We start from the raw sequence: 21,462 nt of genomic DNA, 5'->3' as shown, positions 1-21,462 counted from the left end.
TCCGCGGGGTCCGGCCGCCGCACTTATTTATATACTCACGGTATCACCTGTGCGAAACAGTTATGCTCCGGAGCGAGAACACATCGTGCAACCGCCGACCACGGGGAACCAATGCGCTGCATCCGATGCCACGACCGCGTTCGCTACGACCGGGCCGTCGTCCGGGAGTCCGACGGCCGCGTCCTCGGCGGCCTCTGTGCGGCCTGCGAGCGCGACCGGGTCGGCCGCGTGCTGCTCGACGGGTACGTCGACGGCGGCCCGGACTGTCTGTTCTGTGACGGAGCCGGCGCGGTGGCGCTCCCCGTCCACCGCATCGAGTTCGACGAGCGCGACGGCCCGACGGAGCGCCGGGGGTTCCCGGTCGAACCCGACACGCCGCGGCTGTGTGCGGCCCACGCCGAGGACGTGCTCGGCGTCGCGGTCGCGCGCGCGGCGCCCGCCGGGTCGACCGCCGCGCCCACCGCGGTCGCCGACGGCGGACGCGACGAGCGGCGCCGCGACGGGGAGCGAAACGACTAATCGACCCCCGCGACTAGCCGAGGGCAATGAGTTCGCGAGACTGGCCCCACGACCCGGACGGCGAGCAAGGGAGCGAGGGCCGCCGGAAGTACGGGCACGCGGTGTTCGTGAAGAAGGTCGACGAGGAGGAGGACTTCCCGCTGCGCGCCGGCGACTACCGCGAGGAGTTCGGCGACCACCCGATCCGCCTCGACGCGGACACCGTCGTCGCCGTGGAGGACGTGTTCCAGCACATCGACGACGACACCGAGTTCGAGGACATCGTCGCGTTCCACAAGGAGATCGGCGCGACGATGCGCGCCCACGACTACTGGACGTACGAGGGCGCGGAGGCGTTCACCCGCACCCGCGGGTGACGGCGCGGCGTGTCCGACGAGTTCTGCGTCCGCCGCGTCCGCCCCAGCGACGCCGCCGCCGTCGCCGCGGTGTTCGAGGCGGCGCTCCGTGACACCGGCGCGTACCACCCGGAGGCCGCCGGCTCGCCGGCCGACGAGACCCTCCCCGCGGACTACGTCGACGCCGGCGGCGACTTCCTGGGCTGCGTCGCCCCGACAGGGGCCGCGACGGCCGCCGACGTCGACCGGCCCGACGCGCTCGCCGTCGACGACGGCGTCCTCGTCGGTACCGGCGCGCTCCGCCCGCCCGCGGCGTCCGTGAGCGAGGCGGTCGCGGGCGTGGACGCGCTCGCGGGGCGGCGGCTCGCCGAGGTGAAGAGGCTGCACGTCCACCCGGCGTTCCACCGCCGCGGCCTCGGGTCGCGGCTGCTGGACGCCGTCGTCGACCGCGCACGCGCGAACGGGTTCGAGGCGCTGGTGTTGGAGACGACCGCGGGACAGACGGCGGCGCTGGCGTTCTACGCGAGCCGGGGGTTCGAGGAAGCGACGAGGACGACCGTCACGCCGCCGTCCGTCGGCGAACCGATCGAGCTGGTGTTCTGCTGGCGGCAGCTGTAGCCCGGCGACCGGTCGGGTGGTGACGCCGGCGTCTACTCGGGGTCGGGGGAGCCGCGCGCGGTCCGCCCGCCGATCTCGCGCTCGAAGTCCTCACGCTCCCACCCACGGGTCCCCTCGCCGTCGACCTCGTTCTGGAGCTTCTCCTCGAGGAGGTTGATCGCCATGCGGTTGGCGCCCTCGGGGATGATCAGGTCGGCGTGCTTCTTCGTCGGCTCGATGAACTGCTCGTGCATCGGCTTCACCGTCGAGAGGTACTGGTCGATGACGCCCTCCAGGTCGCGGCCGCGCTGGACGACGTCGCGCTCGATGCGACGCAGGATGCGCACGTCGGCGTCGGTCTCGACGTACAGCCGGAGGTCGAGCATGTCGTTGATCGCCTCGTCGTACAGCGCGAGGATCCCCTCGACGACGATCACGTCCGTCGGCTCCACGGTGAGCGTCTCCGGCTTCCGGTTGTGGACCTCGAAGTCGTACTGTGGCATCTCCACGTCGCCGCCCGAGAGGAGCGTCTCGAGGTGGTCGCGCAGGAGGTCCCACTCGAACGCCTCGGGGTGGTCGTAGTTCACCTGCTCGCGCTCGGCCAACTCGAGGTGCGACAGGTCCCGGTAGTAGTTGTCCAGCGGGATGCGCGTCACCGAGTCGGAGACGCTCTCGGTGATGAGCCGCGAGACGGTGGTCTTGCCGGCGCCGGTCCCCCCGGCGATGCCGACGACGAACGAGGGGTAGGTCATCGGTGAACGGTCCCGGTGCCGGACGCTTGTGCATGTCGGTCCGCCCCGCTCCTCGGACCGCCGCGCGCACGATCTTCTTCACAAAAATCTGATACTTGGGTGTGATACGTACAAATTCGGTCAACTTTATAAACGGCTACGGCATTGGCCCACACATGGCACGAAAGATCGACCGTCGCGACGTCCTCAAGGGCGCCGGCACGGCGGGTGTTGTCGGGCTGGCTGGCTGTATCACACAGAACGACTCGGGCGGCGGCGGCGGTGGCGGAGGAGGCGGCGGCGGCGACACCGAAGAGACGGAGTCCGAGATGGAGGACACCGAGTCCTCCGGCTCGATGCGGACGGTGCGTCACTCGGTGCTGATGCCGCTGACGGGCGACCTCGCGTCGCTCGGCGGTCCGATCCGCGACGGCGGCACCCTCCCGGTGAAGCAGCTCCGGGCGGCGGGCGACATGCCCGTCGAGTTCGACCAGACGGTGGAGGACACCCAGACCGACCCGCAGGCGGGGATCCAGGCGGCGAACGCGCTCGCCAACGCCGGCTACCCCACGGTGACGGGGCCGGCGTCCTCCGGCGTGAACCTGCAGGTCACCCAGCAGGTGTTCATCCCCAACAGCATGGTCGGCTGCTCGCCCTCGTCGACGTCGCCGAACGTGACGACGCTCGACGACAACGACCTCGTCTTCCGGACGGCGCCCTCCGACGCCCTGCAGGGGCAGGTGATGGCGCAGGTCGCCGACAACGAACTCGGGAACTCCAGCGCGTCCATCCTCTACGTCAACAACGACTACGGACAGGCGCTGGCCGACTCGTTCACGCAGGCGTTCCAGGACAACCACTCCGGCACCGTGCAGGAGTCGGTAGCGTTCGAACAGGAGCAGTCCAGCTACACCTCGCCGCTGTCGACGGCGATGGACGACTCGCCGAGCATGCTCGTCGTCATCGGCTACCCGGCCTCCGGGATCCAGATCTTCCGCGACTTCTACAACAACTACAACAACGACACGGACGTGCTGGTCACGGACGGCCTCGTCGACCCGACGCTGCCCGACGAGGTCGGGAACGACATGGCGAACGTGTACGCCACGACGCCGCAGGCGACCGGCCCCGGCCAAGAGGAGTTCGCGCAGCTGTACGAAGACGAGTACGACCGCGCCCCCGGCGTGTTCAACGCACACGCGTACGACGCCTCCGCGGTCTGTCTGCTCGCGAACGTCGTCGCCGGCTCCAACGACGGCGACGCGATCAAAGAGGAGATGCGGACCGTCGCCAACCCGAACGACGGGCTGGAGGTCACTCCCGGCAACCTCCCCGAGGGGCTGCGCGCCGCCGCGAACGGCGACGCGGTGTACTACCAGGGCGCCTCCTCGTCGGTCGACTTCGACGAGAACGGCGACATGACGGCCGTCACGTACGCGTTCCTGCAGTACAACACCGACGTCGAGGGCAACGTCGACACGCTCTCGACGATCGACTTCGAGGCCTGAGCGCGACGCGCTCGGCCGTCCACCGATCCTCCGTTTTTCGCGCCCGCAGCGACCGCGTCGACCGCCGCCACCCGCGGTTTTAGGAACCCCGCGCTGGACACGACGCTCATGCACGTACTCAGGAACGGCACCGTCGTCGACGCCGACGGCGTCCGCGAGGCCGACGCCGCCATCGCGGACGACGGGATCGTCGCCGTCGGCGACGTGGGGCGGGGCGACTCCGAGACCGACGTGAGCGGACAGTTCGTCGCCCCGGGGTTGATCGACGCGCACGTCCACCTGATGATGGACGGCCGGGCCGACGTGGCGACCGCACAGGACATGAGCGACTACGACCTCGCGTACGTCGTCGCCGCGAACCTCCGGAAGGCGGTTCGCGCGGGCGTGACGACGGTCCGCGACCTCGGCGCGAAGGGGACCGTCGCGCTCGACGCCGCCCGCGCGGTCGCCGAGGGGCGACTCGACGGCCCGCGCGTGCTCGCGGCGGGCCGGAACGTCGTGATGACCGGCGGCCACGGCCACTGGTTCGGCCGCGAGGCCGACGGCCCCGACGAGGTGCGCAAGGCCGCCCGCGAGCAGCTCAAACTCGGCGCGGACGTGGTGAAGTGTATGGCCACCGGGGGCGTCCTCACCGAGGGCGCCCAGACCGGGGCGCCGGAGCTCACCTACGACGAACTGGCCGCGCTCGTCGACGCCGCGGGCGCCAAGGGCGTCCCGACCGCCGCCCACGCCCACGGGAAGGAGGGACTGCTGAACGCCGTCGACGCCGGGATCACGAGCATCGAGCACGGGACGTTCATGGACCGGGAGGCCGCGAACGCGATGGCCGCCGAGGACACCTACTGGGTGCCGACCGCCGCCGCCCTGCAGAACATCGTCGAGAACCCCGAATCCGGGATCCCCCGCACGGCCATGGAGAAGGCCGTCGACGCCGCCGAGGCGTTCGAGTCCTCGTTCGAGCACGCCCAGGCCGCCGGCGTCGACATCGCGATGGGGACCGACGCCGGCACGCCGTTCAACTACTTCGACAGCATCGCCGACGAACTCGCGTACATGGTCGAGTTCGGCCTGTCGCCGGCGGCGGCGCTGGAGGCGGCGACCGTCACCGCCGCCGAGCTGTGCGGGCTCGACGACGTCGGCCTCGTCGCCGAGGACCACCGCGCCGACTTGGTCGTCCTCGACGCCGACCCCACCGAGGACGCCGACGCGTGGCAGGAGCCGAACGCCGTGTTCGCGGCCGGCGAGCGCGTCGTCTGAGCGGGCTCGGCGGCCGCGAGCACCCCCGGCAACTCTCGCCGAATCGGGGTGTGCCTTTTTATGGATGAAGTGATTGGGTCCGCTCGATGCCGGAGTGTACCAACTGTGGTGGGTTCGTAACGGAGCGGTACGTCCGGGTGTTCGCGCCCGACGGCCTGGAGAACGTACGGGTGTGTCCCAACTGCGAGGACAAACTCCGCGACGGCGCCGACGTGCGAGAAGCGCGCTCGAAGCGGAACTGACGACGCGAGGAGGGGAGCGAGGAGACTCGACGACGGTACCACCCGGTCGGGAGCCGGTCGGTCGTGGGGGCCGCCCCCGACCGGCCGACGGATGACATAGAACTACTACCCGTCACCCGGAAGCCACGGCCATGGACATCGACGCCGCCGGCGAGGGACTCGCGCCCGTCGCCGGAGCGCTCCGATCCGGCGACCGATCGCCGGTCGAGTACGCCGCGACGCTGTGTGACCGCATCGACGACCGCGACGGCGCCGTGCGTGCGTGGGTCGACGGCGCGAAGTCGCGCGAGTGGTCGACCGCGGAGGCGCGCGCGCTGGTCGACCGACATCCGGACCCCGACGGCCGTCCGCCGCTGTTCGGCGTCCCCGTCGGGGTGAAGGACATCTTCCACGTGGACGGGCTACCCACCCGGGCCGGCTCCGACCTCCCGCCCGGCGCGCTCGCGGGGCCCGAGGCGACCGCGGTCCGACGCCTCCGCGAGGCGGGCGCGCTCGTGGCCGGCAAGACGCACACCACCGAGTTCGCGTACTTCGCGCCCGGTCCGACGCGCAACCCGCACGCCCTCGACCACACGCCCGGCGGCTCGTCGAGCGGCTCCGCGGCGGCCGTCGCCGCCGGCACGACGCCGCTCGCGCTCGGTACCCAGACCGTCGGGTCGGTGATCCGGCCGGCCGCGTTCTGCGGCGTCGTCGGCTTCAAGCCGACGCGCGGGCGGATCCCGACCGACGGGGTGATCCCGCTGTCGGCGTCTGTGGACCACGTCGGGTTCTTCACCCGCGACACCGCCGGCGCGCGCCTCGCCGCCGCCGTCCTGCTCGACGACTGGAACAACCGCGACCTCGGGACGTCCGACACTCCCACCCTCGGGGTCCCGGACGGAGCCTACCTCGACCAAGCCACCGCGCGCGGACAGCGGGCGTTCGAGGCCGCGGTCGACGCGCTCTCCGAGTCGGGGGTCGACGTCGTCCGGACCGCCGCGTTCGACGACATCGACGCCGTGAACGAGCGCCACGACACCCTCGTCGCCGCCGACGCCGCCCTCGCCCACGGCGACTGGTACGCCGCCTACCCCGACCGGTACGCCGACGCGACCGCCGAACTGATCGAGACGGGACGCGACGCGCCGGTCGCCGCGGTCGTCGAAGGCCGTCGGGGACGTGCGGCGCTCCGCGAGTCGCTGGCCGCCGTCGCCGACCGGCACGGGATCGACGCGTGGGTCGCGCCCGCGGCGCCCGGGCCGGCGCCGGAGGGCTCGACGACACCGGCGATCCGGTGCTGAACCTCCCGTGGACGCACGCGGGACTCCCCACCGTCGGCCTGCCGGCCGGCGCCGTCGACGGGCTTCCGGTCGGGATACAGGTCGTCGCCGGGTTCGGACGCGACGAACGGCTCCTCCGGTGGACCGAGGATCTGGCGCCCGTCGTGCGCGGCGCCGCCTGACCGCCGCGCGCCGCCGAACCGACCCGTACCTCGTCACGAGAAACCCACACACGGCGGGGTCGAACCGACACCGTTTTACTGGTTACAGGCGTACCCTTGGTTGCACTCAGGTAGTGCATCACCGCGCTCCGGTGGTGTAGTCCGGCCAATCATATTGCCCTCTCACGGCAATGACCAGGGTTCAAATCCCTGCCGGAGCACTTCTCTCTCGACCCGATCGCCGAGCTACGGCCGTCTGGGTCGTACCTCGCCCGTACTCGGTCGTCGTTCGAGCCTCCCGTTCGTACGGGGCCAGTAACAATGCAGGAGCCGCCCATGCGTGTTCGACACCGATGGCTACCGCCCTCACACCCGTAGTGGGGTTCGCGACCACCGCCGCGCCCCCGCTCCAGTTGTTCTCCGGCGAGTTCCTCCAGTACGCGGTCGTGTTCTTCGTCCTCGCGGTGGTCGCCGCCGTCTTCGGTGCTCGTGGCATCGCCGGGCTGAGCATGACGATCGCGAAGTGGCTCGTGATCGCCTTCCTCGTCCTCGCGGTCGTCTCGCTGCTCCTCTGATCGACTGCCGGTGCGGGCGGCGCAGCTGCTCGACGATCGCCGAGTGGTCCCCGGAAGCCATCGAGAGTGGTGCGACTGCTCGGGGTGGCCGTCGCTGGCGGTCTGTTCGTGTGTGTAAATGAAGAAAGCCCACCAGCACGCGTGTGCTGGTGGGCTCTCGAACTGCGTGTATGAGTGGTGGGCGGCGAACCGGTGTTTCCAGAGGCTCTCGCACTCCAGGACTGGCCGGAACGCTGGCGGGCTTAACTTCCGTGTTCGGGATGGGTACGGGTGGTGCCCCGCCGCTATGGCCGCCCGAAGGCCGACCATCGGGAACGATCCGATGTGTGCCAACGTCGGTCTCCGACCGATATGTACGTGCAATCCAGTTAGCACCTGAACCCGATTCAACGGAACATCGGGCTCCAGTATATGAGTGTGGCTCGGTCTGTTAGTGCTCGCGGGCTGAACGTCTCGTTGCCTCGACGCGTACACCCCGAGTCTATCGAACTCGTCTTCTACGAGTGACCTCGGTGGTACTTCTTTTCCAAGTGGGTTTCGAGCTTAGATGCGTTCAGCTCTTACCCCGTGTCGCGTAGCTTCTCGGCAGCTGCCCTCTCGGACAACCGATACACCAGTGGCGACCATTCGTAGTTCCTCTCGTACTATACGAACGTTCTCGTCAAGTACCGTAACACCCCCAATAGATAGCAGCCGACCTGTCTCACGACGGTCTAAACCCAGCTCACGACCTCCTTTAATAGGCGAACAACCTCACCCTTGCCCGCTTCTGCACGGGCAGGATGGAGGGAACCGACATCGAGGTAGCAAGCCACGCGGTCGATATGTGCTCTTGCGCGTGACGACTCTGTTATCCCTAAGGTAGCTTTTCTGTCGTAAATCCGGGCCATTGAGGCCCTTGATCCGTTCGCTAGACCACGCTTTCGCGTCAGCGTCACTCGCTTGGAATGACACTGTCAGACTTCCTTGTGCTCTTGCGCTCTTCCGCGGGTTCCTGTCCCGCGTGAGGAAATCTTGGGGCGCGCTCGATATCTTTTCGAGCGCGTACCGCCCCAGTCAAACTGCCCGGCTACCGGTGTACTCCTCCCGGAGTGAGGGTCGCAGCCACTAACGGGTAGTATTTCAGTGATGGCTCGGTGGCCCGCTAGCGCGGGTACCTGTGTAATGCCTCCTACCTATCCTGCACGTTAGCGGCCACGTCCCAGCGACAGCCTGCAGTAAAGCTCTATAGGGTCTTCGCTTCCCCTTGGGGGTCTCCAGACTCCGCACTGGAACGTACAGTTCACCGGGCCCAACGTTGGGACAGTGTGGCTCTCGTTGATCCATTCATGCGAGTCGCTACTGAAGCGACAAGGTACTACGCTACCTTAAGAGGGTCATAGTTACCCCCGCCGTTGACAGGTCCTTCGTCCTCTTGTACGAGGTGTTCAGATACCTGCACTGGGCAGGATTCAGTGACCGTACGAGTCCTTACGGATTTGCGGTCACCTGTGTTGTTACTAGACAGTCGGAGCCACCGAGTCACTGCGACCTGCCCCGTCGAGGGCAGGCATCCCTTATTGCGAACGTACGGGACTAACTTGCCGAATTCCCTAACGTCGGTTGCTCCCGTCGGCCTTGGCTTGCTCTGCCAGAGTACCTGTGTCGGATCTCGATACGAGTACCACGCTCGTCTTTTCACGGGCCCCTGCTAACACCGTCTTGCGCTGTTTCAGGCTTCGTCCGCTTCGTGCCGTTACGGCTTCCACGGACTTCCCTGATTGGACCGGGCGAGTGCCCGGTACGATGGTTGCGGAGGCGTCGACTTTCAGTGCGTGGTAGCACTGGAATATTAACCAGTTGCCCGTTCGTCCGGTTCGAATTACGGCCGGACTTAGGATCGGCTAACCCTCGGCTGATTAGCAGTGCCGAGGAACTCTTACTCTTTAGGCCTTCGAGGTTCTCACCCGAATATCGCTGCTACTGTGACCAGGATTGTCGTTACTGAACGGTCCACGCGAGCTCTCGCCCGAGCTTCCATCCGTACAGTACGCCGACCTACACGATCCCTCGGTGAAGAGGGCGGTTAGGTATCAGAGGTGGATTTGAGTCCCGATCATTTTGGGCGCCTTGAACCTCGGCCGGTAAGCTGTTACGCTTTTCTTAGCGGGTAGCTGCTTCTAAGCTCACCTCCCGGCTGTTTAGGGCTCAAGACTACCTTCAGAGGATTACACTTAATCCACACTTTGGGTCATTAACCTAACTCTGGGTTGTTCCCCTCACGGTGCCCAAGCTTACCCCGGGACACCGGACTCCCTCCGTCAGCGGCGTTCGTACGTTCGGAGTTCGACAGGGAGGCCGACTCCTCTCGGAGGCGGGTCTCCCAATCGGTGGCTCTACCGCACGAACTACCTTAGGAGAGGTCATGCTTCGACATGTTTCGGTCGGAACCAGCTGTTGCCGAGTTCGATGGGCCTTTCACCCCTACTCCAAGATCACGCGAGGGTATTGTAGGACACCAACGCTAACGGACCTCCACGTGCCTTTCGGCACGCTTCATCCTGCCTCGGAGTAGATCACTCGGTTTCGGGTAGTACTGCTTCGACTCCCCGCGCTTGAACACGGCGGCCCTCGCAATGCTGCGGCCTTGTCGGTTTCCCTGCGCCTTCCTCGATACTCGAGTTAGACTCGCCGGAGCAGTACACTCCCTGGTTCGTTTTTCAAAACGCACGACGGAACTTCGGCTCCTCTCACGTCTTACTGGTGGGTCGCCCCACGGTCATTCTGTGAGAGGCCTTTCAAGCCCCGTCGCTCGATCGCCAGCTGATTTCAGGCCCTATTGCACCGCCCTTCTCGGGGTGCTTTTCAGCGTTCGCTCACGCTACTTGTTCGCTATCGGTCTCGAGGAGTGTTTAGTCTTCTCAGTCGATGCCTGAGGTATTCACGAGGGATATCCAACCCCCGCTACTCTGGGAACTGATCCGCAGGTCGCGTTCGTGATACGGGACTGTCGCCCTGTATCGTGCTCCGTTCCAGGAGACTTCTCACGAACTCGAACTGCTTGGTATCAGCCCGAACACCACATTGCCCGTGAGGGCTTCGGTTTGGACTGTGTCGCGTTCACTCGCCGTTAGTAACGACATCTCGGATTGATTTCTCTTCCTGCTCCTACTGAGATGTTTCAATTCGGAGCGTTCCCCATTGCGCAAGGCAATTGTAGAGGGATTCCCATTCGGAGATCTCAGGTTCTTCGCCTCCATGCGGCTTCCCTGAGCTTATCGCAGCTTGGCACGTCCGTCGTCGGCTCTCGAGCCGAGCCATCCACCAGCTGGCACAGTAGCCAATACTGAGTGGAACCCAATGGACCCGATGAATCGGGTTCAGTGGGTGTCTGGATTGCACGTACATACGGTCGTCATCGCACGTCCCGTGGGTGGCACGGGAGCGTGCATCGACCCTTCCCATTCCCGCTCTCGCGGAATGGTGCATCGATCGTGTGTACCTCTTCATCTCGTCGTGCCACACATAAGGGGCACGATTCGAATCGTGGTACGAGAGTGACCTCCAAGGAATCGAACCCTGGCGATGACCACGAGGTCTGACGAGCCCCGATAGTTCGAAGGTGTCTGGTCGCATCCACGAGCGCCACGACGAAACCCAAGGTGGGCCAGGACGTCGTCCTGGTCCCGGTCTGTGGAGGTGATCCAGCCGCAGATTCCCCTACGGCTACCTTGTTACGACTTAAGCCCCCTTGCGAAGCCCAGATTCGACCTGGCAACCCAGGCCTCATCCGGACCTCACTCGGGTGCTTTGACGGGCGGTGTGTGCAAGGAGCAGGGACGTATTCACCGCGCGCTTGTGACACGCGATTACTACCGAATCCAGCTTCATGTGGGCGAGTTTCAGCCCACAATCCGAACTACGACCGGGTTTCTGAGATTACCGTCCCCTCTCGGGGTAGGAACCCATTGTCCCGACCATTGTAGCCCGCGTGTAGCCCAGCTCATTCGGGGCATACTGACCTACCGTTGCCCGTTCCTTCCTCCGCCTTGGCGGCGGCAGTCCTCCTAATGTACCCATCGACCTCGAGGGTCATGCTGGCAATTAAGAGTGCGGGTCTCGCTCGTTGCCTGACTTAACAGGACGCCTCACGGTACGAGCTGACGGCGGCCATGCACCTCCTCTCTGATCGTCTGCTAAGCTCATCACACTGAGCTTCATTCGAACAGTCGGAGCTGGTGAGATGTCCGGCGTTGAGTCCAATTAAACCGCAGGCTCCTCCGGTTGTAGTGCTCCCCCGCCAATTCCTTTAAGTTTCATCCTTGCGGACGTACTTCCCAGGCGGTTCGCTTCTCGGCTTCCCTACGGCACAACACAGACTCGTAGTCTGCGTCGCACCTAGCGAACATCGTTTACAGCTGGGACTACCCGGGTATCTAATCCGGTTCGAGACCCCAGCTTTCGTCCCTGACCGTCGGAGCAGTTCTCTCAAGGTGCTTTCGCCATCGGTGGTCCGTCCAGGATTACGGGATTTCACTCCTACCCCGGACGTACCCCTTGAGTCTCCCTGTCCCAAGCCGAGCAGTTTCCGCCGGACGCCTACCAGTTGAGCTGGTAGATTTCCCGACGGACTTGCCCGGCCGGCTACGGACGCTTTAGGCCCAATAAGATCGGTCATCACTCGAGCTGCCGGTATTACCGCGGCGGCTGGCACCGGTCTTGCCCAGCTCTTATTCGTGTACCACCTTACGGTACACAAAAGCGAAGGCACTATGCCTCCGCACTCGGAGTCCCCCTATCGCACTGTCGTGCAGTGTAAAGGTTTCGCGCCTGCTGCGCCCCGTAGGGCCCGGAATCTTGTCTCAGATTCCGTCTCCGGGTTCTTGCTCTCACAACCCGTACCGATTATCGGCACGGTGGGCCGTTACCCCACCGTCTACCTAATCGGCCGCAGCCGCATCCTACAGCGCCGGAGCGTTTTCCGCTCCCCGCATTCAAGCGTGGGAGCAGTATTCGGGATTGCCCTCAGTTTCCCGAGGATATCCCGATCTGTAGGGCAGCTTGGCCACGTGTTACTGAGCTTTCCGCCACGGGTCTAACCCCGTGCGACTAGCATGGCTAAATCGGACTCCGATAGCAATGACCTCCGGCAGGATCAACCGGAATGTTTCTCCCCGTGAGGGGAGAGGGTGGCGGGTCATATCGTGGCGACATCGTGGAACCGACCAGATGTCACCGAACTATCGGGGCTCACATCAGATACCGTCTTGCGGCGGACCGCAGGGGCGGAATCCTCATACCGTGTCGCCGCGCCGACCGCGGCGCGCTTCACATCACATCGAATGGCAGTGTTACGTATAAGCCCGTCGTCTCGAAGGCGCCGAGGGAGGCGTACTCGTGGGTATGTCTCTCACAGTTTCCGCCCGAGGGCGCGTGGATCAGCCCGGCCACGCGTCACAAAGTATTCAGGGAAGTGACTGGTTCGTCCGACCAGTGGCCCTCCGTTCGTGGGTCGCCCCCGTCGGGGCGCGGCTTCGGAGCGCGGCGCGGGCTCGGCTGTCGGTGGACCCGCGTGCGTTGGTCGCGCTCCGGGTCGTGCTCGGGGCGACGCTCCTCGTCGACGTGTGCCTCCGGGCGCGGTTCCTCCGGTTCTTCTACACCGACACCGGCGTCCTCCCCCGATCGGTCCTCGCGGAGCGGTTCCCGACTGTGGCGCACGCGAGCCTGTACACCCTGACCGGCGGCGACTGGTGGGTCGCGTTCCTCTTCGCGCTCACGGGGATCGCGGCGGGCTGTCTGGTCGCGGGCTACCGGACGAAGGCCGCCGCCGTCTGTGCGCTGGTGCTCCTGACCGGGCTCCACGTCAGGAACCCGTTGGTGTTGAACGGCGGCGACTCGCTGTTACGGCGACTGTTGTTGTGGAGCGTGTTCCTCCCGCTCGGCACGGGAATGGCGATGGGTGCGAACGGAACGCGCGTCGAGACTGCGGGGAGCGCCGACGCTCGCGACGGCGGACAGTTGCTCCACCCGGCCGCCGTGGGGTTGTTGGTACAGCCGGTGGTCGTCTACGTCGCCAACGCGACGGTGAAGCTCCGCGGCGACGCGTGGACCGACGGCACCGCCGTGGCGATGGTGTTCAGCCTCGACTCGTTCACCGTCCTGTTCGGGGACGCGCTCGCAGGCCGGCCGCGCGTGCTCGCTGCCCTCGGCGTCGGCTGGCTCGCGCTGTTGTGTTGTGCACCCGCGCTCGTGGCGACCACCGGACGGACGCGCGCGCTGGTCGTCGGGGCGTTCGCGGCCGCCCACACCGGGATGGCGCTCACGCTAGCCGTCGGGCTGTTCCCCGTGGTCAGCGTAGCCGCGTTGCTCCCGTGTCTCCCCCCTCGCGTGTGGGACGCCGTCGAGCCCCGGTGGAACGCCGGGGTCGCGGCGCTCGCGCGAGTCCGCGGACGGCTGCGTCCGGCCGCGCTCCACCGCGCCGTCGCCTCGAAGGGCGTGATCGCGCGGGTCGAGGTGCCCGGCTCGACCGTCGCGACCGCCGCGCGGCGGACGGGTGCGTCGCTGCGCCGCACGGCGGTGCCGACGCTGCGCCGCCTATCGCGCGTCGCCGCGGCCGTCCTCCTGGTCGGCGTGCTCGTGTGGAACGCGACCGCGCTGGGCTACGTCGCCGTCCCGGTCGACGACGACGCCGGCGTAACCCCCGAGGGCGCCCGGTGGGACATGTTCGCGCCGTACCCGCCCTCGGAGGACGTCCGCTACGTCGCCGTGGGGACCACCGAGTCGGGGACGCGAGTCGACGCGATCCGCGGCGGGGCGGTCCGCTGGTCGCGGGACGGCGCCGGTGGGACGGGCTACCCGAGCGTTCGGTGGCGGAAGTACCTCGAGGTGGTCCGGTGGGGCGACGACGAGGCGCTCCGGGGCCACGTCGCGTCGGCGTTGTGTTCGCGGTGGGAGGCGACCCACGACGGCGACCTCGACAGGGTCGCGCTGTACACGGTCGTCGAGTCGACACGACCCGGCGAGCGGGGCTCGACGCGTGTCTCGCGCGTCCGAACACACGAGTGCGCGTGACCGCGGCGGAGCGAGTCGCTCGGCCGGGCGAGCACTCGAAAACCGGTGTCGGATCGGGCGAGGACGGTGGCGACGAGGGGGGACGACGGCGTCTGTGGGAGAGACGAGCGAGACGAACGAGCCGACCGGTCGGGGACGAGGTCGGGGGGACGGCCGGGGGAGTCGCGATCAGGTGTCGGCCAGTCCGGCGTCCCGCAGGATGCGGTCGACGTCGAGGGAGACGCCGTCGAGCAGGAGGTCCGACTCCGCGATGGCGTCCTCGACTTGGGCGACGGTGAGCGCCTCGGACAGTTCGTAGGTGTTGTACTGGCCGCCGCGGAGCCCCTCGTTGTTCTGGTACGAGTGGAGGAACCCCAGCATGTCGAGTCGGGTGAGGTGGTTGTACATCCCGCGCTGGCTGAGCGGGTCGTCGCCCGCGGCCTGCGCGAGCCGGCGGTACGCCGCGTGGATCGCCTTCGTGCGCACGGGCGTGCGACCGTCCGCGTCGAGGCGCGCGACCGCCGAGAGGATCAGCTGTTTGTGCTGGTCCTGGTCGGCGACCGACTCCACCATGTCGCCGTAGTCGAGTTCTTCCTTCGCGGCGTACACGTCGTCGGGCTGGATGGGGACGTGGCCCTCGTTCTCGGCGTGTTCGGCCGCCTGTTTGAGCAGGTCCATCGCCCGGCGGGCGCTCCCCGAGGAGTTCCGCACCGCGAGCGCCGCACACAGCGAGAGCACCTCCTTCCCGTAGGTGTCGGCGTGGAGCGCGCGTTCGGCGCGCGCCTCGATGATCTCCTCGAGCTCCTCGGCGGTGTAGGCGGGGAACTTGATCTCCGTCTCACACAGCGTGTCCCGCACCTTCGGCGAGAGGTTCGACCGGAACGTGTAGTCGTTGGAGATGCCGATGAGGCCGATGCGGGTGTTCTCTACGTACCCGATGTCGCGTGCGCGCGGGAGGTCGTACAGCAGGGTGTCGGACTCGCCGACGCGGTCGACCTCGTCGAGGACGATGAGGACGGTGCCGCCGATGTCGTCGAGTTCGTCGTACAGCATCTCGTACACCTCGCGGGCGGCGTACCCGGTCGAGGAGACCGTCTCGCCGTCGCGCAGTTCGTTCACGAGCGCGATGGCGACCTGGTACGACGAGGCGGTGCCGTCGGCGGGCGCGAGGTTCTGGCAGTTCACGCGCACGTACGTGAACCCCCGTTCGTCGCCCGGCGAGTCGGCGTTGCGCGAGTCGATGTCGGCGTCGAGTTCCTGGAGCAGGTACTTTGTCGCGGCCGTCTTCCCGACGCCGGTGTCGCCGTAGAGGAAGGCGTTCCGGGGCGGACGGCCCTTGTACACGGGTTTGAGCGCGTTCACGTAGTCCTGCATCACCTCGTCGCGGCAGAGGATCTCCGCGGGCGTGTGCTCCTCCGTGAAGAGGTCCGCGTTCCGGATGATCTCCACGTCGTCCTCGAATATCGAACTCGACCCCATATCGCACCCGTCTGTGAGACCAGCCTCCTGATAAGCGTGTGGAAGTTCGAGTGCTTTCGCGTGCTTTCGAGTGTTCAACCGGGGGGTTGCGAGTGTTCTACGAGTGCGTGCGCGAGCCTGCGAGTGTTCGCCTCGCGTCGGCGACGACCCCCACCGGTTTGCGAGTGTTCCGGGCCGCGCGGCCCCCGAACCGGCCCCGGGAGCACGGCCCCGTCCTCTCGACCCCTCCGAGGAACCGACGGCTCGTCCACGCGCCGGGCTTCACGGGGACGACACACACCGGTTTTCGAGTGCTTTCCGCGAGCGCGGCCCCCGCCCGTCGGCCCGCGGCGCGCGGCGCCGACCCGGACACCGGTTTTCGAGTGTTCGCGTCGCGGTGACCCTGCGGCCCACACGCCGTTCGTCGCGCTCGCGACTGCTACCGTCTGAACACCGCCGTCTCGTCGTCCTCTCGTGAGCGCTCCGGAGCGCGGGGGACGGCTCCGGAACGCGTCTCCGCGAACGACCCTCTCACACCGGATTTCGAGTGCTTCGGCCGGTCGTGTGGGTGCGTCGGGACACCCCGCCCGCGGCGGCACCGCCACCCACTACTTAAATGGACAGCGCGGCGAACGACACGGCACTCCCGATCCCGCTCAGACTAGCGATCCCGGCCTGCTCGACTCCCTCCTCTTCCTCCTCCTAGCTAGAGATCGATACCGATATAATATACGCGAGGGGGTGTCGCGACGGCCGCCCCCGCCACCCTCGTGCGGAAAGCACTCGCAAACCGGTGTCAGAGGGTCGCCCCGTCGATCCACCACACACCGGTTTGCGAGTGCTTCACAGTCGACCGGGGATCCGCTGCGAGCCGCCTCGACGGAACACCGGGTTTCGAGTGCTTTCGTCGGGCCGAACGCGTTTTGCGGGGGCGACACCCACCGACGGTATGAGCCACACGGGGTACGCGGCGGTGGCGTTCGACCTCGACGACACCGTCTGTCGGCGCGACCAGGACCCGAACGACCTGTACGCGGCGGCGTTCGAGGGGGCGGGCGTAGGCCGGTTCGGCGAACCGAGCGACCTGTGGCGTGCACTGACGGGGCCGCCGGAGCCGAACGCCGAGCACGCGTACTTCGCGGCCGGCTTCCGGGTCGTCGCCGCGAGACACGGACGGCCGGGAGTCGACGCCGACGCGCTCGCGACGGCGCTGCTCGACGCGGTCGACCACGGCGCGGTGTCGTTCACCCCCGGCGCCCGCGAGGCGCTGGCGACGGCCCGCGAGGCGGGTCCCGTCGCGGTGGTGACGAACGGGCCGGAGTGGCGGCAGTCGCAGAAGATCGCGACGTTGGGGCTCGCGGAGCTCGACGCGGTGGTGTACGCCGGCGACATGGACCGCCGCAAGCCCCACCCGGAGCCGTTCGAACGGGCGTGCTCGCTGTTGGGGTCGCGACCGAGCGAGACCCTGTTCGTCGGCGACTCGCTGGAGCACGACGTCGCGGGCGCGCAAGGCGCCGGGCTCCCGGCCGCGTGGGTGCCGTCACCCGACGGCGACCACCCGCGAACCGCCGACGGCAGGCCGGACCCGTCGCCGTTCGCCCCGGAACACGTCCTCGCGTCGTTGACGGAGTTCCCGCCCACCGTCGCGCGATGACCGAGGGAACCGACGAGGATCGCGGGGCGGACACGGACGCCGGGGACGACGCCGACGCAGACGGAAGCCCGTACGGCGACGTAGACGCGGCACTCGACGAGGCGTTCCCCGGTCGCACCGTGGAGTCCGTGACGACGGTCCACGCCGGCAACCGGAAGCGGACGGTCGTCGCCCGGTTCGGCGACGGCCGAGCGCCCGCGACGGCGGTGGTCCAGACCGCCCCGGCCGGGAGCGGGCTCCGGACGGAGGCGGCGCTCGCGCGCTCGGTCGCGGCCCGCACCGACGTCCCCGTGCCCGAGGTGCTCGGGGGCGGCGTCGTCCCGGGGCACGGACGGGCGTTCGTCGTCACGGAGCACGCGGCGGGCGAGGACCTCCACGCCCGCTTCGTCGCGCTCGCTCCGGCCCGCCGAACCGCGGTCGCTCGGGAGTTCGGCCGCTACCTCGCCGGGCTCCACGCGGCGTTCGCGTTCGAGGGGTACGGCCCGGTCGGCCTCCGCGGGCCGGCGGGATGGGAGGCCGTCCTCGACGACCCCGACCCCGGGTCGGCGCTGGCGGTCGGCGGCCGTCGGGAGACGACCGGCGGGATCCCCGAGGCGAGCGACGACTGGGCCGACTGGTTCCTGCGGTACGCGACGGCCGGCGTCGACGCGCTGCCGGCCGGGTTCGACGACCTCCGGCCGCGGCTCCGGGCCGAACTCGCGGACGAGCGCCCCCGGCTCCCCGCGTCGCCGCCGTCGACGCTGTACCCGTGGGATCTCCGGCCGGGGAACGCCCTCGTCGACGACGGTCGGGTGACCGCGGTGGTCGACTGGGGCCAGCCGCTGGCGGCGGATCCGGCGCTGTCGCTCGCGAAGGTCGAACACCTCGTGTGCGACTGGTATCTCGACGACGACGGGTCGCTCGCGACGGCGGTGCGCGCGGGCTACCGGGAGCGACGCCCCCTGCCGAGCGTCCCGTCGGTGTACCGCCTAGCCGCGGTCGTCCGCTCGGCGGTCGACGGTGCGGGCGTCGTGACGCGGCCGCGCTATCCGGAAGTCGACGGGGACGACGCCGTGGCGTTCCACCGCGAGCGGATCCGCGCCGTGCTCGACGGGTGACTCCCTCGCGCCAGCCGAACCGGGTCGCCGCCCGGTCGCCGACCCCGGCGCCGGTGGCGCTGGCGACGCCGGCGACCCGTAACGACCGAGTAGCAGCGCCCCGAACGGAGGGTCGTGTCGGAGACGTACGTCTGCCCGTACTGCGCGGCGGCGATCGAGCGGGAGTACCGAGTCCAGTACCTGATCCGAACGTGTGACGAGTGCGGGGACAACGGTCGCTTCGTCCACGCGGAGGTGGCGGCCGCGCTCGAGTCGGTCTCCGCGGCCGACCTCCCCGAGGGGTGGAGCGACGAGCCGCTGGACGAGCGGCTCCTCGCGGCCGTCAGGGAGGGCGCCCTCGACGTCGAGGAGACGAAGGTCCACCCGGAGGGCTGACCGTCGGCCGCCGGCCCGTGGGCCCGCTCACGGCGGGCGGCGCTCTCACTCGTCGTCGAACGGGGAGCGCGCGCCCGCCGGCGTGTGGTCCGGCAGGGAGATGACGTTGCCGCGACCGATGGTCGTCTTCTCGATCCGGTCGTCCTCGTCCATGCGCGAGAGGGTCCGGCTCACCTTCGACTTCGACCAGCCGGTCCGGTCGACGATCTCGGACTGTTTCAGGCGGCCGCCGTTGGCCTCCAGCACCGCCGTCACCTCCTCGGCGGGCGTCATCACGCGGTCGACCCCGCCGGCGGTCGCGTCGGCGGAGCCGCCGTCGTCGTCGGGGTCGGACGCCCCGGCCGACGCCGCCGTCCCCGGCCGCGTGGCCGCGGTGTCCTCGGCGGACCGGCCGCCGTCGGCCTCCGTCGCCCGGGCGTCCCCGTCCGACGGGTCGACGGCGGCCGCCCGCGCCGCGCTGGCGGCCGACCGGAGCCTGCGACTCACACCCCCGACGGCGCCGCGGATCGCCGCCGCGCGGTCGGCCGGGAACGCCGCCCGGAGGTTCCGGACGGCGGGGTCCTCGCGGACGGTCCGGCGGGCTCGCTCGGGCACCCGCGGGAGCCAGTAGCGTCTGGTGACCCACCCGCCGACGACGAGCACCGTCGGACCGACCACGGCGAGCAACTCCGCGCCGTACACCCGGATCCACGGCGGGGCCGGGCCGGCGTTCACCTCGCGCGCGTCGGCGACCCCGTCGGCGTCGGTGTCGGCCGCCAGCGGGTCCGTGCCGAACGCGTTCAGCTCGCGGCCGTCCGCGAGGCCGTCGCCGTCCGTGTCGACGACGAGCGGGTTCGTCCCGTACTCGTTCACCTCGCGGCCGTCCGAGAGGCCGTCCCCGTCCGTGTCGGCGTCGTCGGGGTCGGTGCGCGTGTCGTGCACCTCGCGGCCGTCCGAGAGGCCGTCCCCGTCCGTGTCGGCCGCGTTGGGGTCGGTCAGCGTGCCGTGGACCTCGTGGGCGTCGGTCAGGCCGTCGTCGTCCGTGTCCGCGACCAGCGGGTTCGTGTCGTGGACCGTCACCTCGCGGCCGTCGACGAGGCCGTCGCCGTCGGTGTCCACCTCTGTCGGGTCCGTGTCGTGGACGCGGACCTCGCGGCCGTCCTGCAGCCCGTCGCCGTCCGTGTCCACCTCGGTCGGCGCGGTGCGGGTGTCGGTCACCTCCCGGCTGTCCGAGAGGCCGTCCCCGTCCGTGTCGGTCGCCCGCGGGTCGGTTCTCGTGTCCTCCACCTCGCGACCGTCGGAGAGGCCGTCGCCGTCCGTGTCGGCCACGGTGGGGTCCGTGCCGTAGGTGTCGAGCTCGAGCCCGTCGGAGAGGCCGTCGCCGTCCGTGTCGGCCACCGAGAAGTTCGTCCCGGCGACGACCTCGCGTCGCGTCGTCGCCCCGTCGCCGTCGGGGTCGGCGTCCTTCCGGATCACCACGACCTCGTGGGAGACGTTCACCGCCACCTCGGCGTCGAGCGTCTCCGCGGTCACGACCGCCTCCACCGACCGCGGTCCCGGGTCGGTCGCGGTCCACGAGTCGACCTGGAAGGCGACCTCGGTCGTGGTGCCGCCCGAGAGGACGAGCGACTCGCAGGCGATCTCGCGGCGCTCGCCGTCGGGCGTGCGCGAGCGGAGACACGCCTCGTAGTACCCCTCGCCGTCGCCGCGTCCGGTCTCGAGCGTCATCGTGAAGCGAGCCGGCTCGTCGGCCCACAGGTACACCGCGCCCCCGCGCTCGAGGACGACGTTCCGGTCGGAGAACCCGCTCTCCGTCACCGTCATCTCGCCGGCGGCGAGCGACCGCTCGGTCGCCCCGCCGACACCGGCGACTCCCCCGGCGACCGCGCCGAGGAGCACGAGCGTCGCGACGACGACGCCCAGCGCCGGCCCTGTCGACCCGCCCCACGTGGTGGCACACATCCCCCTGTTGTTCCCCGCTTCGCCGGGAGCGGCTTAACCCTTTCTCGCGCGTGCCGTCGACGCCGAAACTGTCGCAACGGTCCGAAACAATCGAGCTCGTTACTGTTGCAAAAGCAGCCAAGTACAGCGATTTCGAACGAAACTATCCGATAACGGATACGTCGGTCGCCCCGGTTCAGCGGTAGCGGCTGCGGACGACCTCGAGCTCGTCGCCGCCGGTGGACGGCTCCGCGACGAGGTCGAACAGCGACGCCATGGTGTCGATCGCCTGCCGGTCGTGGACGTCTGGGACGATGTGCGCGTGGGTGGATCCCCCGTGTGTCGCCACGCGCGTCATCACCGCGTTCACGAACCGGTAGGCGCGGCGGGTGTCGACGTACTGGAGCAGTGCGGTGAGCGACCCGAGACAGCAGACCGGGCCGTGCGGTCCCCCGTCCGCACGGCCCGTTCGGGGCGCCATATCGTCCAGCACGTCGGTGATCCGCACCCCGAGGTCGGTGAGGTTCGAGGGGCCGGCCGCGGCGACGGTCACCACTCCCCCGTCGTCGCCGGCGGACGGGCACGGCGTCGCGTCGACGACGCGCACGTCCGCTCCCCGTCGGCCGCCGCTCGAACCCACGCTCCGGGCGGGCTCCGCCCGGCTCGGGTGAACGCCACGCGCAGGAATCCGCCCGCCCCCGCCGCCCCGGCCGTCCCGTCGTGTGCCTCTCTCGAACACGGGCAG

At 68.7% G+C, this 21,462-nt stretch carries 17 protein-coding genes, 1 tRNA gene and 3 rRNA genes; 14 read left to right on the top strand and 7 right to left on the bottom strand.

The window, feature by feature from the left end:
• The first annotated feature begins 111 nt into the window (after positions 1-111).
• The 3 genes from P0R35_RS04380 to P0R35_RS04370 are packed head-to-tail and all read left to right on the top strand — an operon-like array spanning position 112 to position 1,472.
• Complete coding sequence (locus tag P0R35_RS04380; RefSeq protein WP_284013996.1) at positions 112-519, top strand: hypothetical protein; 408 nt, start codon at positions 112-114, stop codon at positions 517-519.
• A 26-nt stretch (positions 520-545) separates the two neighbouring features.
• Positions 546-875, top strand: coding sequence for a DUF5785 family protein (locus tag P0R35_RS04375; protein WP_284013995.1), 330 nt, complete (start codon positions 546-548; stop codon positions 873-875).
• A 9-nt stretch (positions 876-884) separates the two neighbouring features.
• Positions 885-1,472, top strand: a complete 588-nt coding sequence (locus P0R35_RS04370; protein ID WP_284013994.1) for a GNAT family N-acetyltransferase — start codon at positions 885-887, stop codon at positions 1,470-1,472.
• Positions 1,473-1,504: 32 nt separating this feature from the next.
• On the opposite strand, the gene udk is transcribed toward P0R35_RS04370, so the two are convergent.
• Positions 1,505-2,203 carry a uridine kinase gene (udk, locus tag P0R35_RS04365; RefSeq protein WP_284013993.1) on the bottom strand — a complete coding sequence of 233 codons (699 nt, stop codon included), beginning with the start codon at positions 2,201-2,203 and terminating at the stop codon, positions 1,505-1,507.
• A 155-nt stretch (positions 2,204-2,358) separates the two neighbouring features.
• On the opposite strand from udk, the gene P0R35_RS04360 reads away from it, so the two are divergent.
• From P0R35_RS04360 to P0R35_RS04330, 7 genes are all read left to right on the top strand, one after another.
• The gene (locus P0R35_RS04360) at positions 2,359-3,690 is read left to right on the top strand and encodes an ABC transporter substrate-binding protein (protein ID WP_284013992.1); all 1,332 of its coding nucleotides are present in this window, start codon (positions 2,359-2,361) and stop codon (positions 3,688-3,690) included.
• 108 nt (positions 3,691-3,798) lie between these two features.
• Positions 3,799-4,947, top strand: a complete 1,149-nt coding sequence (locus P0R35_RS04355) for a metal-dependent hydrolase family protein (RefSeq protein ID WP_284013991.1) — start codon at positions 3,799-3,801, stop codon at positions 4,945-4,947.
• 86 nt (positions 4,948-5,033) lie between these two features.
• Positions 5,034-5,189, top strand: coding sequence for a DUF7563 family protein (locus tag P0R35_RS04350; protein WP_284013990.1), 156 nt, complete (start codon positions 5,034-5,036; stop codon positions 5,187-5,189).
• 131 nt (positions 5,190-5,320) lie between these two features.
• Positions 5,321-6,469, top strand: coding sequence for an amidase (locus tag P0R35_RS04345; protein WP_284013989.1), 1,149 nt, complete (start codon positions 5,321-5,323; stop codon positions 6,467-6,469).
• Positions 6,463-6,630, top strand: a complete 168-nt coding sequence (locus tag P0R35_RS04340; protein ID WP_284013988.1) for an amidase family protein — start codon at positions 6,463-6,465, stop codon at positions 6,628-6,630. Before P0R35_RS04345 ends, P0R35_RS04340 begins: the two co-directional genes overlap by 7 nt.
• 125 nt (positions 6,631-6,755) lie before the next feature.
• Positions 6,756-6,830 (top strand) — tRNA-Glu (locus tag P0R35_RS04335).
• A 132-nt stretch (positions 6,831-6,962) separates the two neighbouring features.
• The gene (locus P0R35_RS04330) at positions 6,963-7,184 is read left to right on the top strand and encodes a DUF1328 family protein (protein WP_284013987.1); all 222 of its coding nucleotides are present in this window, start codon (positions 6,963-6,965) and stop codon (positions 7,182-7,184) included.
• Between the two features lie 176 nt (positions 7,185-7,360).
• Here P0R35_RS04330 and rrf read toward each other — a convergent pair.
• The 3 genes from rrf to P0R35_RS04315 form a co-directional block, all read right to left on the bottom strand.
• Positions 7,361-7,482 (bottom strand): 5S ribosomal RNA (rrf, locus tag P0R35_RS04325).
• Between the two features lie 114 nt (positions 7,483-7,596).
• A 23S ribosomal RNA gene (locus tag P0R35_RS04320) occupies positions 7,597-10,512 on the bottom strand.
• Positions 10,513-10,857: 345 nt separating this feature from the next.
• A 16S ribosomal RNA gene (locus tag P0R35_RS04315) occupies positions 10,858-12,329 on the bottom strand.
• The 16S, 23S and 5S rRNA genes sit together here, the layout of an rRNA operon.
• Before the next feature lie 327 nt (positions 12,330-12,656).
• Between P0R35_RS04315 and P0R35_RS04310 the strand changes: the two genes are divergently transcribed.
• Complete coding sequence (locus P0R35_RS04310) at positions 12,657-14,234, top strand: HTTM domain-containing protein (RefSeq protein ID WP_284013986.1); 1,578 nt, start codon at positions 12,657-12,659, stop codon at positions 14,232-14,234.
• 168 nt (positions 14,235-14,402) lie between these two features.
• Here P0R35_RS04310 and P0R35_RS04305 read toward each other — a convergent pair whose 3' ends face one another.
• Positions 14,403-15,692, bottom strand: a complete 1,290-nt coding sequence (locus P0R35_RS04305; protein WP_284013985.1) for a Cdc6/Cdc18 family protein — start codon at positions 15,690-15,692, stop codon at positions 14,403-14,405.
• A gap of 928 nt (positions 15,693-16,620) precedes the next feature.
• Between P0R35_RS04305 and P0R35_RS04300 the strand changes: the two genes are divergently transcribed.
• The 3 genes from P0R35_RS04300 to P0R35_RS04290 all read left to right on the top strand — a co-directional run bounded on the left by P0R35_RS04300 (position 16,621) and on the right by P0R35_RS04290 (position 18,797).
• Complete coding sequence (locus tag P0R35_RS04300; RefSeq protein WP_284013984.1) at positions 16,621-17,325, top strand: HAD family hydrolase; 705 nt, start codon at positions 16,621-16,623, stop codon at positions 17,323-17,325.
• Positions 17,322-18,422, top strand: a complete 1,101-nt coding sequence (locus P0R35_RS04295; protein WP_284013983.1) for a phosphotransferase family protein — start codon at positions 17,322-17,324, stop codon at positions 18,420-18,422. The genes P0R35_RS04300 and P0R35_RS04295 overlap by 4 nt, the downstream gene beginning before the upstream one ends.
• Positions 18,423-18,536: 114 nt before the next feature.
• Positions 18,537-18,797 carry a hypothetical protein gene (locus tag P0R35_RS04290; RefSeq protein WP_284013982.1) on the top strand — a complete coding sequence of 87 codons (261 nt, stop codon included), beginning with the start codon at positions 18,537-18,539 and terminating at the stop codon, positions 18,795-18,797.
• Positions 18,798-18,842: 45 nt separating this feature from the next.
• Here the strand turns inward: P0R35_RS04290 and P0R35_RS04285 are convergent, their stop codons facing one another.
• Both P0R35_RS04285 and P0R35_RS04280 read right to left on the bottom strand, forming a co-directional pair.
• Entirely contained in the window at positions 18,843-20,738 is a 1,896-nt protein-coding gene (locus tag P0R35_RS04285) for a DUF7343 domain-containing protein (RefSeq protein ID WP_284013981.1), read from the bottom strand.
• Between the two features lie 175 nt (positions 20,739-20,913).
• Positions 20,914-21,324, bottom strand: a complete 411-nt coding sequence (locus P0R35_RS04280) for a DUF7504 family protein (protein ID WP_284013980.1) — start codon at positions 21,322-21,324, stop codon at positions 20,914-20,916.
• Positions 21,325-21,462 lie beyond the last annotated feature (138 nt).

This window comes from Halobaculum litoreum (genome assembly GCF_030127125.1).
GTDB classification, from domain to species: domain Archaea; phylum Halobacteriota; class Halobacteria; order Halobacteriales; family Haloferacaceae; genus Halobaculum; species Halobaculum litoreum.
The sequence above is the reverse complement of the archived record's forward strand: the minus strand, read 5'-3'. Positions and strand labels throughout refer to the sequence as shown.